Source organism: Cryobacterium sp. TMT2-4 (genome assembly GCF_004402575.1).
Lineage (GTDB): Bacteria > Actinomycetota > Actinomycetes > Actinomycetales > Microbacteriaceae > Cryobacterium > Cryobacterium sandaracinum.
In genome coordinates, this window is sequence record NZ_SOGE01000034.1 from 161133 (window position 1) to 173165 (window position 12033).

General features: G+C 66.2%; 12 protein-coding genes and 1 tRNA gene. 7 read left to right on the forward strand and 6 right to left on the reverse strand.

Annotated features, from left to right (window positions below; genetic code table 11):
• Positions 1-224: 224 nt before the first annotated feature.
• The 5 genes from E3O54_RS12100 to E3O54_RS12120 form a co-directional block, all read right to left on the reverse strand.
• On the reverse strand, positions 225-542 hold the full coding sequence (locus E3O54_RS12100) for a hypothetical protein (RefSeq protein ID WP_134401678.1): 318 nt from the start codon (positions 540-542) through the stop codon (positions 225-227).
• 266 nt (positions 543-808) lie between these two features.
• The gene (gene mtnN / locus E3O54_RS12105) at positions 809-1534 is read right to left on the reverse strand and encodes a 5'-methylthioadenosine/S-adenosylhomocysteine nucleosidase (RefSeq protein ID WP_134401679.1); all 726 of its coding nucleotides are present in this window, start codon (positions 1532-1534) and stop codon (positions 809-811) included.
• The gene (locus tag E3O54_RS12110; RefSeq protein WP_104171090.1) at positions 1531-1983 is read right to left on the reverse strand and encodes an S-ribosylhomocysteine lyase; all 453 of its coding nucleotides are present in this window, start codon (positions 1981-1983) and stop codon (positions 1531-1533) included. The genes mtnN and E3O54_RS12110 overlap by 4 nt, the downstream gene beginning before the upstream one ends.
• Before the next feature lie 88 nt (positions 1984-2071).
• Positions 2072-2144: transfer RNA gene (locus E3O54_RS12115), tRNA-Val, on the reverse strand.
• Between the two features lie 71 nt (positions 2145-2215).
• A complete protein-coding gene (locus E3O54_RS12120) occupies positions 2216-2683 on the reverse strand; it encodes a peroxiredoxin (RefSeq protein WP_104101900.1) in 468 nt (155 codons plus the stop codon).
• 256 nt (positions 2684-2939) lie between these two features.
• Here E3O54_RS12120 and aceE point away from each other — a divergent pair, with 256 nt between their 5' ends.
• The 6 genes from aceE to E3O54_RS12150 all read left to right on the forward strand — a co-directional run bounded on the left by aceE (position 2940) and on the right by E3O54_RS12150 (position 10568).
• Positions 2940-5666: a pyruvate dehydrogenase (acetyl-transferring), homodimeric type gene (gene aceE, locus E3O54_RS12125; RefSeq protein WP_104101897.1), complete on the forward strand. Its 2727-nt coding sequence runs from the start codon at positions 2940-2942 to the stop codon at positions 5664-5666.
• A gap of 8 nt (positions 5667-5674) precedes the next feature.
• A complete protein-coding gene (locus tag E3O54_RS12130; RefSeq protein ID WP_104101895.1) occupies positions 5675-6880 on the forward strand; it encodes a CdaR family transcriptional regulator in 1206 nt (401 codons plus the stop codon).
• 105 nt (positions 6881-6985) lie between these two features.
• Positions 6986-7912 carry an ACP S-malonyltransferase gene (locus E3O54_RS12135; protein WP_104101893.1) on the forward strand — a complete coding sequence of 309 codons (927 nt, stop codon included), beginning with the start codon at positions 6986-6988 and terminating at the stop codon, positions 7910-7912.
• A 12-nt stretch (positions 7913-7924) separates the two neighbouring features.
• Positions 7925-8929, forward strand: a complete 1005-nt coding sequence (locus E3O54_RS12140) for a beta-ketoacyl-ACP synthase III (RefSeq protein WP_134401680.1) — start codon at positions 7925-7927, stop codon at positions 8927-8929.
• A 64-nt stretch (positions 8930-8993) separates the two neighbouring features.
• On the forward strand, positions 8994-9242 hold the full coding sequence (locus tag E3O54_RS12145) for an acyl carrier protein (RefSeq protein ID WP_104101888.1): 249 nt from the start codon (positions 8994-8996) through the stop codon (positions 9240-9242).
• 90 nt (positions 9243-9332) lie between these two features.
• The gene (locus E3O54_RS12150) at positions 9333-10568 is read left to right on the forward strand and encodes a beta-ketoacyl synthase (protein ID WP_104101886.1); all 1236 of its coding nucleotides are present in this window, start codon (positions 9333-9335) and stop codon (positions 10566-10568) included.
• A 93-nt stretch (positions 10569-10661) separates the two neighbouring features.
• On the opposite strand, the gene E3O54_RS12155 is transcribed toward E3O54_RS12150, so the two are convergent.
• Complete coding sequence (locus tag E3O54_RS12155; protein ID WP_104101883.1) at positions 10662-11183, reverse strand: DUF3145 domain-containing protein; 522 nt, start codon at positions 11181-11183, stop codon at positions 10662-10664.
• Positions 11184-11414: 231 nt separating this feature from the next.
• Here E3O54_RS12155 and E3O54_RS12160 point away from each other — a divergent pair, with 231 nt between their 5' ends.
• Positions 11415-11999 carry a PadR family transcriptional regulator gene (locus E3O54_RS12160; RefSeq protein ID WP_134401681.1) on the forward strand — a complete coding sequence of 195 codons (585 nt, stop codon included), beginning with the start codon at positions 11415-11417 and terminating at the stop codon, positions 11997-11999.
• The last annotated feature ends 34 nt before the right edge of the window (positions 12000-12033 follow it).

Here is a 12033-nt window from a genome sequence, read left to right on the forward strand (position 1 = left end):
CACGACCTCGAGATCGTTGTCGTTGTAGGCGGAGAGGATGATCCCGACCGCGGACGCCCCGAAGAGCGTGGCGCAGGTCTCTACGAGTGTGTGCAGCAGGTCGACGACGTCGTACCCGACGACAAGCGGGTCGGCCAGCGTGACGAAGGTCTCAACCAACTGACCTTCACGTGTTCTGGTCACCATAATTCCATCCCAATACCCGTCTAATTCTGAAGTAAACATCAACCCTTCGCGCCACAACATAGTCCGCTACCTCGCGGACCGTGCGCGCGTGGGAGTGCGGGGGCGGCGGGAGTACAGGTCAACCGCTCCGATGTCCAACGTTCCGACGTTCCGACGACCATCGGGAACGCGAACACGTCTTCGACGTCGCTCGCGCACACGGTTTCGGCGCCGAACGGTGCGCCGAGGGTGGAGATCGCCACGCCGGTGACGGGCAGCACCCGCAGGAACGGCGAACACAGGTGCGTGCTGTTCAGGTTCGCGTTTGGCAACTCCTCGACAGCGAGGCCGAACGATTGACGGTCAGACCGGGACATGACGACGTTCACCCCCCCCGGGCATCCGTTACTCGGATCGAAATTACTCGCATCGAAGTCGCTCGCGCGTGAGTGTGAACGGTGCCTTCACGACCACTCGGCTCCGCGGGAAAGCAACGATTATTCCGCGGCGGGCAGCGACTTTCTCAGTCACGCCGTTTCCAGCGTATCGCGCGGAACCCGGCTCCGTAGAGCTATTGAAGAACCTGCGTCCGACCTTTGCACGCACCGAGGATCGGTCACGGCCGGACGGGGCGTAGGCCGAGTCAGTCGGCGAACCTGCGCAGCATCTCCAGCACGACCGCGGCCGAGCGGTCGGCCGCGTCGTCGATGTGGGTGAGGTGATCGTCAACCGGTCCGCACAGGTCGGAGATGCCGCGGACCGCCACGAACGGTACGCCATGAGCGAAGCAGGTTTGAGCAGCGCCCACGGATTCCATGTCGGTGGCGAGAACCCCGGGGAACAGCACGCGGAGGCTCTCTGCGCGCTCCACGCTCACGAAGGCGTCGTTGGAGACCAGCAGCCCGCGGCGCACGACCAGCGCCGATCCGTCGGGCATCCGGGCAGCCGACTCGGCGCCGCGCAGCGCCTCAGTCGCGCCCTCGTAGCGAGCCGGCATGCCGGGCACCTGGCCGAGCGCGTACCCGAAGACGCGTGCGTCAGCGTCGCTGTTGAGGTATTCGCTCCCGATGACCACCTCGCCCACCCGCACCTGGGCGCCCACCCCGCCGGCCGAACCCGCGCTGATCACCAGCGGCGACGCCTCGGGGTCCTCGGCGCGCAAAAAGAGGAGTGCGGATGTCGTCCCACCGGCCGCGTTGACCAGCCCGATGCCGCTCTGCACGAGCAGCACTTCACGCCCGGCCAGGGTGAGGCGGTGCCGGCGGGCCCTGCCGATGGCGACCGGCGGCGCGGAAGCGGTGGCCGCCGCCAGGAACGGAGCGGCCTCCTCCTCCATCGCGACCAGAATGATCGCGTCGACGGTCGTCATGCGGTGACGGTGGCCCAGGCGCCGCGGGCGGCCAGGAAGACCTTCACGGCGTCCTGGGCGGCTGCCAACGAGTGGTTGGCTCCCCAACCGCACTGAACCTCGTTGGCGGCGGGCACCTCGGTGGCGCCGAGGATGTCGGTCATGGTGGCCTCGATCAACTCGAGGACCTCGGCGTACTCCGGCTGCCCCTGCAGAATGAGGTAGAAACCGGTTTGACAGCCCATCGGCGAGAAGTCGATGACTCGGGTGGAATGGTTGCGGGAGTGCTCGGCGAAGAGGTGCTCGATCGAGTGCACTGCCGGCATCTCCAGGTGAAGGACGTTGGGCTGGGTGAAGCGCACGTCGTACTTCACGATGGTGTCCCCCTGCGGCAGCATCTTGGTATCGGCCAGGCGCACGTAGGGTGCGACAACCGTGCGGTGATCGAGGTTGAACGATTCGACGTTCATGCGTGGCTGATTCACGTGTTCTCCCTGGAAGCTGTCGTGGCACTCGGCTGAAGCTCGTTCGCAACGGACGTGATCAGGGGTTTATGTGTGGGCCCTACCGGGCTCGAACCGATGACATCCACGGTGTAAACGTGGCGCTCTACCAACTGAGCTAAAGGCCCCTGACGCAACGGCCGGTGAAGGCCGTGTTTCATCATACAGATTCTGCGCGCCGGGTGGACCGCGGCCGGGTTCAAGCCGGCTGGAGTTCGCCGATCGCAGCCCGGTAGGCCTCCAACGACCGGGGCTCGCCCGGCGCGGTGATGAAGCTGGCCCGGATGATCCCCTCAGGGTCGATCAAGAACGTGGCCCGGTTCGCAAAGCCCTTTTGCTCGAGGAACACCCCGTATTCCTTAGCGACCGCACCGTGCGGCCAGAAGTCGGCCAGGAGGTCGAAGGTGTACCGTTCCTGTTCCCCCCAGGCACGCAGGGCGTGACGGGAATCGACCGAGATGCCGAGCAGTTCCACCTCGTTGGCGACGAACAACGACAGGTTGTCCCGCAGCTCGCACAACTCGCCACTGCAGATTCCCGAGAACGCGAGGGGGAAGAAGACCAGGGCGACCGACTTCTTCCCGCGGAACTCGCTGAGCTGCACCCGCTCGCCGAACTGGTTGAAGAGCTCGAAATCAGGAGCCTGGGTGTCATTTTCCAACGCCATGGAGCGCTTCCTTTCGTGCGCCCACGGGAACGATGCAAGGCGACGCCACAGCCTAGCCCCGCCTTCTGCCGGAACCAAGATGAGCGTCCCAAGGGACCCTCGATTCCCGGCCCGAACGGCGCTCACCGACCGCGCACAAACCGAAGGCAAAATCTGTAGGCTTGCGTGGTGCCATCGGTCGTGATCCGACCGTCATCCGGCACCGCTAACTTGGCAGGTTCGCTTCGATGGTCTGCCCAACAGAGAGAGGTCGAGTGTGACTGTCAACGACCAGGACCCGTATTCGGTTAACAGCACGGATGCGGACCCGGAGGAAACCGCCGAATGGTCGGAATCGCTGGACGCGCTCGTATCGGCCCACGGTCACCAGCGTGGTCGGGAGATCATGCTGACGCTCCTGAAACGCTCCAAGGAACTGCACCTCGGCGTGCCCATGGTGCCGACCACGGACTACATCAATACCATCGCGGCCGGCAATGAACCCGACTTCCCCGGCGACGAAGACATCGAGCGCCGCTACCGCGCCTGGATACGCTGGAACGCCGCAGTTCTCGTGCACCGTGCTCAGCGCCCCGGAATCTCCGTCGGCGGCCACATCTCGACCTATGCATCCTCCGCTGCCCTCTACGAGGTCGGCTTCAACCACTTCTTCCGCGGCCAGGACCACCCGGGCGGCGGAGACCAGATTTTCATCCAGGGCCATGCCTCCCCCGGAACCTACGCGCGGGCCTTCCTCGAGGGCCGCCTGAGCACCGACCAACTCGACGGATTCCGCCAGGAGAAGTCCCACGGCCCCAACGGGCTGTCCTCCTACCCGCACCCGCGACTGATGCCGGAATTTTGGCAGTTCCCGACGGTCTCCATGGGACTCGGCCCGATCAACGCCATCTACCAGGCGCAAACCAACCGGTACCTCACCAACCGCGGGATCAAGGACGCCAGCGACCAGCAGGTCTGGGCGTTTCTCGGCGACGGCGAGATGGACGAGGTCGAGAGCCGCGGGCAGCTGCAGGTTGCCGCCAACGAGGGTCTCGACAACCTCAATTTCATCGTCAACTGCAACCTCCAGCGCCTCGACGGCCCGGTACGCGGCAACGGCAAGATCATCCAGGAACTGGAAAGCTTCTTCCGCGGCGCCGGCTGGAACGTCATCAAGGTCGTCTGGGGTCGCGAGTGGGACGAGCTGCTCTCCCGCGACACCGATGGCGCCCTGCGCGACCTAATGAACGCCACCCCCGACGGCGACTACCAGACGTACAAGGCCGAGAGCGGTGCGTACGTGCGTGAGCACTTCTTCGGCCGCGACCCCCGCGCGCTCAAGCTCGTCGAGGGTTACACCGACGACGACATCTGGAACCTCAAGCGCGGTGGCCACGACTACCGCAAGGTCTACGCGGCATTCAAGGCCGCATCCGAGCACAAGGGCCAGCCGACCGTCATCCTGGCCAAGACGGTCAAGGGTTACGCCCTCGGCCCGAGCTTCGAGGGCCGCAACGCGACCCACCAGATGAAGAAGTTCACCCTCGACAACCTCAAGACGTTCCGCGACAGCACCCACATGCCGATCACGGATGCCCAGCTCGAGGAGAACCCCTACCTCCCGCCGTACTTCAAGCCGGACGAGGACGATGAAGCGATCCAGTACCTGCATGAGCGCCGCCGCGCGCTCGGCGGGTACGTGCCGGAGCGTCGCAGCAAGTACACGCAGATCACCCTGCCGGGCGACGCGACCTACGCCCCCACCAAGAAGGGTTCCGGCACGCAGGAGATCGCGACCACGATGGCCTTCGTACGGCTGCTCAAGGAACTGCTGCGCGCCAAGGACTTCGGACACCGCATCGTGCCGATCATCCCGGACGAGGCTCGCACCTTCGGCATCGACGCGTTCTTCCCGAATGCCAAGATCTACAACCCCAGCGGCCAGCAGTACACCTCGGTCGACCACGCGCAGCTTTTGGCGTATAAGGAGAGCCCGCAGGGCCAGATCCTGCACGTGGGGATCAACGAAGCCGGCGCGATGGCTGCTTTCACCAACGTGGGCACGTCGTACGCAACGCAGGGTGAGCCGCTCATCCCGATCTACGTCTTCTACTCGATGTTCGGCTTCCAGCGCACGGGCGACGCCATGTGGGCCGCGGGCGATCAGATGACCCGCGGGTTCATGATCGGCGCAACCGCCGGACGCACCACCCTCACCGGTGAAGGCCTGCAGCACGCCGACGGCCACTCGCCGTTGCTGGCCTCGACGAACCCCGCCGTGGTCTCGTACGACCCGGCCTACGGCTACGAGATCGGGCACATCGTGCGGTCGGGACTCGAGCGGATGTACGGAGGAACGCACGCCGACCCCAACGTCATGTACTACATCACGGTCTACAACGAGCCGCAGGTGCAGCCGCGCGAGCCCGACGACGTGGACGTGGACGGCATCGTGCGCGGCATCCACCGCGTCAGCGTGTCCGATGTGTCCGGTCCGAAGGCGCAGCTGTTGGCCTCCGGCGTCTCCGTGCCCTGGGCGCTCGAGGCCCAGGCCCTTTTGGCCGAGGACTGGGGAGTGTCCGCCGACGTCTGGTCGGTCACCTCCTGGGCCGAACTGCGTCGCGATGGCATCGCGGTCGAGGAACACAACTTCCTCTACCCGGACGACGCGCCGCAGATCCCCTATGTGACGGAGAAGCTGGCCGGCACCGCCGGACCGTTCATCGCCGTCACCGACTTCATGCATGCGGTGCCCGATCAGATCCGGCAGTTCGTGCCCGGCGACTTCGCGACCCTCGGCGCCGACGGGTTCGGTTTCTCCGACACCCGCCCGGCGGCCCGCCGCTACTTCAAGATCGACGGACCGTCGATGGTGGTGCGCGCACTCGAACTTCTCGCTCGCCGAGGCGAGGTCGACCGCAGCGTCGTCGGCCAGGCGATCGCGAAGTACCGGTTGCACGACGTAACGGCGGGAACTACCGGTTCCGCCGGGGGCGAGAGCTAACAGCCCCCGTGGCACCCACACCGAAGACGAAGGAACAGACGCTCAGCTGGCTGCGAACGATATCCGGGGAGCTTTCCACGGCGACGCTGAAGCGTCTCGAGGACACGCTGCCCTGGTACGGCGATATGCCGCCCGGGCGGCGTTCCGCCGTGGGCCTGGTCGCCCAGGCCGGGATCACGTCGTTCATCTCGTGGTTTGACGACCCGCGGTCCACCCCCTGGATCGCGGCCGACGTTTTCGGTGCCGCTCCGCGAGAACTGCTGCGCTCAATCAGCCTGCAGCAGACCCTGCAGCTCATCCGCGTCACCGTCGAGGTGGTGGAGGAGCGGGTCAAAGACGGCGGGGAAATCCTGCGGGAGGCCATCCTGCTGTACTCCCGCGAGATCGCCTTCGGCGCGGCGGATGTCTATGCCCGGGCAGCCGAGGCACGCGGCCTCTGGGATGTCCGCCTCGAGGCCCTGGTCGTCGACTCGATCCTGAGCGGCGAGTACGACGACGAACTGCCCAGCCGGATCGCGGCCCTCGGCTGGCACGGGCACGGCGAGGTCTGCGTGCTCGTGGGCACGACACCCAAGATGCTCGACGTCGACCAGCTGCGTCGCTCGGCCCGCCACATGGCCGCCGACGTTCTGATCGGGGTGCAGGGCAACCGGCTCGTCCTGGTCATCGGCCGGGCCCACCCGTCGCCGACCGAGACGGATGACGCGATCGGCACGGCCTCCGCCCTCAGCTTCATGGAGATCGCGGTGCAGCTCGAGCCGAGCTTCGGCGCCGGCCACCTGGTGCTCGGCCACGAGGTGCCGAATCTGGTCGACGCGTCCAAGAGCGCTAAGGCCGCCTTGGCCGGCTTCGCCGTGGCGCGCTCCTGGCGCAACGCCCCACGCCCTGTACAGGCGGACGATCTGCTCCCCGAGCGGGCGCTGGCCGGCGATCCGCTTGCCCGCGCCACGCTGATCCACCGGATCTACCGCCCGCTGCAGGCGCATTCGACCGAGCTGCTCACCACACTCTGGTGCTACCTGGACAACGGTCGCTCCCTGGAAGCCACCGCCCGGGAACTGTTCGTACACCCGAACACCGTGCGCTACCGCCTGAAGCGGGTGTCAGAGGTCATCGGCTACGACGCCACGGGCGCCCGTGAGGCCCTCATCCTGCAGGCCGCCCTGATCATCGGGTCGATCAGCGACCACGACGGCTCAACACGCCGGCGTTAATCGCGGCGTCAGAGGTGCCGAACTAACGAGATTCGACAAACACTCCGCGAATAGTTGGTGGATCTCCGACATGCCCGCAACAAACGAGGTTGGGAGACTGGATTAATGATTGTTGTCGTCTGCCCCGGTCAGGGCTCACAAACCCCCGGCTTCCTCGAGCCCTGGCTTCGGAACCCCACTTTCGCCGCCGGCCTGGACGAGATCTCCGCGGCCTGCGGAATTGATCTGATGCGCCACGGCACCGTGAGCGACGCCGACACCATTCGGGACACCCGAATCGCCCAGCCACTGATCGTGGCCGCCGGACTCCTCACGTTGAACGCACTCCTCGCCGACGGCCGGCGGGAGCGCATCACCGGTATCGCCGGTCACTCGGTGGGCGAGATCACCGCCGCAGCCGGCGCCGGCATCCTCAGCGCGGTGGACGCCGTGCGTTTCGTGCGCGAGCGCGGCACCGCCATGGCCGAGGCCGCGGCGCTGGAGCCCTCCGGCATGAGCGCCGTGCTGGGCGGCGATGAGACCGAACTCCTGGCCCGCCTCGACGAACTCGACCTCGCCCCGGCCAACTTCAACGGTGGCGGACAGATCGTCGTCGCCGGCTCACTCGCGGCTCTGGCCGCTCTCGGCAAGAACCCCAATCCGCGCACCCGGGTGATTCCGCTGCAGGTGGCTGGTGCATTCCACACGCGGTATATGCACCCGGCGGTGAAGCACCTCACCCGTGTCTCCGCGCTGCTCGCGCCCGCCGATCCCACGCTTTCGATCTGGACGAACCGGGACGGCAGCGCGGTGTCCAACGGTGTCCGGTTCGTGGAGTTGCTGGTTGATCAGGTGTCCTCGCCGGTACGGTGGGATATGTGCATGCGTTCGTTCGCGGATGCCGGCGTGACCGGAATCATTGAGGTCGCACCGGCCGGGGCTCTTGTCGGCCTCGCCAAACGTGCCCTCAAGGGCGTGCCCAGCGTAGCGATCAGGACGCCGGACGACCTGCCCGCTGCGTTCGACCTGATCGACCAGCAGAACCTAGTCTGACCGAAAGAGAATATGTCCAAGCCAACACTCCAGCAATCGCACGGTCCCCGGTACACCCGGATTCTCTCGATCGGCGCCGCCCGCGGGGACCTGGTCGTGCCCAACGACGACCTGGTCGGTCCGATCGATTCGTCTGATGAATGGATCCAACAGCGCACCGGCATCATCACCCGCACAAGAGCGAGCCAGGACATCCAGGCCGTCGACCTCGCGACGGATGCCGCCCGCGAAGCCATAGAGAGGTCCGGCATCCAGCCACACCTGATCGACGCCGTCATCGTGGCCACGATCAGCAACGGCCGGCAGACACCGTCCATTGCCGCCGTGGTCGCCGATCGGGTCGGCGCCAACCCCGCCGCCGCCTACGACGTCAACGCCGCCTGCGCCGGATACACCTACGCCGTGGCGCAAGCCGATTCCCTGATCCGCACGGGCACCGCCCACTACGCGCTCGTCATCGGCGCCGAGAAGCTATCCGACCTCGTCGACCCCACGGACCGCAGCATCTCGTTCCTCCTCGGCGACGGCGCCGGCGCCGTCGTCATCGGCCCGAGCGACTTCCCGGGGATCGCACCCACCGTGTGGGGATCCGACGGGTCCAAGGCCGATGCCATCACCATGAATCACACCCTGCAGGAATACCGACGCGGAGAATCCGAATGGCCCACCCTGCGCCAGGAAGGCCAAACGGTTTTCCGCTGGGCCGTCTGGAACATGGCGAAGGTGGCTAAGGAGGCTCTCCAGGTCGCGGGAATCGAGAGCGACCAGCTCGCCGCTTTCATCCCGCACCAGGCCAATATGCGCATCATCGACGAGTTCGCCAAGCAACTGAAGCTTCCCGACTCGGTCGTCATCGCCCGCGATGTCGCCACCACCGGGAACACCTCGTCGGCGTCGATCCCGCTGGCCACCCACCGTCTCCTGGTAGAGCACCCCGAGCTCAGCGGTGGCCTCGCCCTCCAGATCGGCTTTGGAGCAGGACTGGTGTTCGGCGCGCAGGTCGTCGTGCTTCCCTAGATTTCACTCAACTCCCCTCTAAACTGAATCTCGGTCATACGAGACACCCCCAAGGAGAAATAACATGGCATTGTCCACCGAAGAAGTTCTTGCCGGCCTGGCCGAACTCATCAACGACGAGACTGGCATCGCGACCGACACAGTTGAGATGGGGAAGTCATTCACCGATGATCTGGACATCGATTCCATCTCGATGATGACCATCGTCGTCAACGCGGAAGAAAAGTTCGACGTCAAGATCCCCGACGAAGAGGTCAAGAACCTCAAGACCGTCGGCAACGCTGTCGACTTCATCGTCAAGGCTCAGGTCTAGTCCACAAATGAACAGGCCGGTCGGCATCTGCCGACCGGCCTGATCTGTGGGTGATGCCCACGTTTGCACGCCTCACGGAGAGTTAACGTTATGACCAAAAAAATCGTTATCACCGGCATCGGTGCGACTTCCCCTCTCGGCGGCACGGCCGCCGACAGCTGGTCGGCCCTGCTCGCCGGTGAATCGGGGACGAGCACGCTAGACCACGAATGGGTGGCCCGGACTCAGCTCCCCGTGACCTTCGCCGCCCAGGCCAGGGTTCCATCCGTCGACGTTCTGGCCCGCCACGAGACGAAGCGTCTCGACCCCTCCAGCCAGTTCGCGTTGATTGCCGGGCGTGAAGCCTGGGCGGATGCCGGCTCCCCCGAAGCAGACCCCGAACGGCTGGCCGTCGACTGGGCGACCGGAATCGGTGGAGTCTGGACCCTTCTCGACGCGTGGGACACCCTCCGCGAACGCGGTCCGCGCCGCGTGCTGCCGATGACCGTGCCCATGCTCATGCCGAACGGCCCGGGAGCGGCCATCGGAATGGACCTTCACGCCCGGGCCGGAATCACCACAGTTGTGTCCGCGTGCGCCTCGAGCACCGAGTCTCTCGTGAACGCCTACAACCGCCTACAGGCCGGGCTCGCCGACATCGTCATCGCCGGTGGCTCCGAGGCCGCAATTCACCCGCTTCCGATCGCATCCTTCGCTGCCATGCAGGCCTTGTCCAAGCGCAACGACGACCCGGCCACGGCGTCGCGCCCCTACGACATCACCCGGGACGGCTTCGTTCTCGGTGAGGGTGCCGCGGCGCTCGTCGTCGAGACGGAAGAACACGCCAAGGCCCGCGGCGCGCGCATCTACGCCGAGCTCCTTGGTGGTGCCGTGACCAGTGACGCGTACCACATCACCGCTCCAGACCCCGATGGCACGGCTGCGGCCCGCGCGATGATCACCGCGATCAGGAATGCCGACGCGAGCCTGGCGGATGTCTCGCACATCAACGCGCACGCGACCAGCACTCCGGTCGGGGACATCGCCGAGTACAACGCACTGCGCCGCGTGTTCGGCGACCTGCTCGACGGAATCCCGGTGTCGGCGACCAAGGCTTCCACCGGTCACCTCCTCGGTGGTGCCGGGGCGATTGAGGCCCTGTTCACGGTTCTCGCTCTGGCCAAGCGCATGGCCCCGCCGACCATCAACCTGCTGAACCAGGATCCAAGCATCCCGCTCGACGTGGTGACCATGCCGCGCACGTTGCCTTCCGGCGATCTGCTGGCCATCAGCAACTCGTTCGGTTTCGGCGGTCACAACGCCGTCGTGGCGTTCCGGTCGGTCTAGCTCCACCCGGCGGAAAACCTGCCTGCACCGGGATGGCCCCGACCGGCACCGGTCGGGGCCATCCCGTGTTCGGGAGCGACCTTGCGCTGCACGTCAGCCCACCTGGTGCAACCACACGACCGAGTTGAAATCGCCGGCGTGCCGGAACGGTTCGAGCTCGTCGTCCCAGGCCTGCCCGAGCGTAATGCGGAGCTGCCGGTGGAGCTCCAGCGCGTTTGCCCCGGCCAGGTCCATGGCGTGGCGCAGCCGGTCCTCCGGGATAACGACGTTACCGGCCGTGTCGGTCTGGGCGAAGAAGATGCCCAGGTCGGGGGTGTGCAGCCAGCGCGCCCCATCGGCGCCGAAACCGGCGTCCTCGGTGACCTCAAAGCGAAGGTGGTCCCACCCGCGGAGCGCCGAGGCGAGCCGCGCCCCCGTACCGCAGGCGCCCTCCCACTGGTACTCGGCCCGCTGCGCTCCGCGGAGCACGGGCTGCTCAGACCAGTCGAAACTGACGGGCACGCCCAGGGCGCGACCCACCGCCCACTCCACATGGGGGCTCAGAGCGCGAGGCGAAGAATGCACGTAAATGTAGCCGCGCGCAGTCGCTTCCTGCCGAGCGTGTGTAGCCACCATCGTTTCTCCCGTTCTGTGAGGTGCGTCTTCCCCAACGACCTCTGAACGAAACAATGCGGCGTGCTGTGAACTTATCGAGAACTTGAACCTATGACAAACGGTCGACGCACCGCGCAGGCGCTGCATCCATGAATTATGCCTCAGCGACCCCTGCGATCACAAGACTCGAGCCGGGACCGGATCTCCGTTCGCTATACTCAGTATGGTCATACCTTGGCCACCGGAGGTCCCATGTCTGTTCGCAGCTGCCTGCTGGCGATCCTCACGATCGGTCCGGCCTATGGCTTCCAGCTTCATGGCGAGCTGGAGTCTCGAACGGCCGGTCGGCGGGCGGTCAACGTCGGGCAGATCTACGGCACTCTTGAGCGGCTGGTGAAACAGGCGGCCGTTGAATCGGCCGGCAGCACCGCAGACGGCCTACCGCTGTACCGAATCACCGCGCTCGGCCAGGCCGAGGCGCTCCACTGGCTGGCCGATACCGAGAGCGCTCCCGGCAACGAGTGGAGCGACCTGGTCGACCGGGTCCTGATCGCCATCTCCCTCCCTGATCCTCAGGTGCTGGGCATCGATGCGCGCGGCAACGTTGCCCGGTACCGCCGGCGGTGGCAGTCAACTACCGAGACTGCGACCATGGACGCCGCGGCCACGGGCGCGGAGCGCTTGGCGGGCGCCGCCCGGGCCGCGCTGTCCTCCGCTGCGCTGGACTGGCTTCGGGACGTCGACGCGCTGCTCGAGGACGGCCACGCCGCGGGTTTTCGGCACGGTCTGAACGACGTGCGGCCGAAGCGCGGACGACGACCGGCATCCGTCGCCTGACCTGGGCGACACGCACCGTCGGAGCTGCCGTCGC

Coding starts and splice junctions, on each gene's coding strand:
- E3O54_RS12100 (WP_134401678.1), bottom strand. CDS start 542: ATGTCCCGGTCTGACCGTCAATCGTTCGGCCTCGCTGTCGAGGAGTTG.
- mtnN (WP_134401679.1), bottom strand. CDS start 1,534: ATGACGACCGTCGACGCGATCATTCTGGTCGCGATGGAGGAGGAGGCC.
- E3O54_RS12110 (WP_104171090.1), bottom strand. CDS start 1,983: ATGAACGTCGAATCGTTCAACCTCGATCACCGCACGGTTGTCGCACCC.
- E3O54_RS12120 (WP_104101900.1), bottom strand. CDS start 2,683: ATGGCGTTGGAAAATGACACCCAGGCTCCTGATTTCGAGCTCTTCAAC.
- E3O54_RS12135 (WP_104101893.1), top strand. CDS start 6,986: ATGATTGTTGTCGTCTGCCCCGGTCAGGGCTCACAAACCCCCGGCTTC.
- E3O54_RS12140 (WP_134401680.1), top strand. CDS start 7,925: ATGTCCAAGCCAACACTCCAGCAATCGCACGGTCCCCGGTACACCCGG.
- E3O54_RS12145 (WP_104101888.1), top strand. CDS start 8,994: ATGGCATTGTCCACCGAAGAAGTTCTTGCCGGCCTGGCCGAACTCATC.
- E3O54_RS12150 (WP_104101886.1), top strand. CDS start 9,333: ATGACCAAAAAAATCGTTATCACCGGCATCGGTGCGACTTCCCCTCTC.
- E3O54_RS12155 (WP_104101883.1), bottom strand. CDS start 11,183: ATGGTGGCTACACACGCTCGGCAGGAAGCGACTGCGCGCGGCTACATT.
- E3O54_RS12160 (WP_134401681.1), top strand. CDS start 11,415: ATGTCTGTTCGCAGCTGCCTGCTGGCGATCCTCACGATCGGTCCGGCC.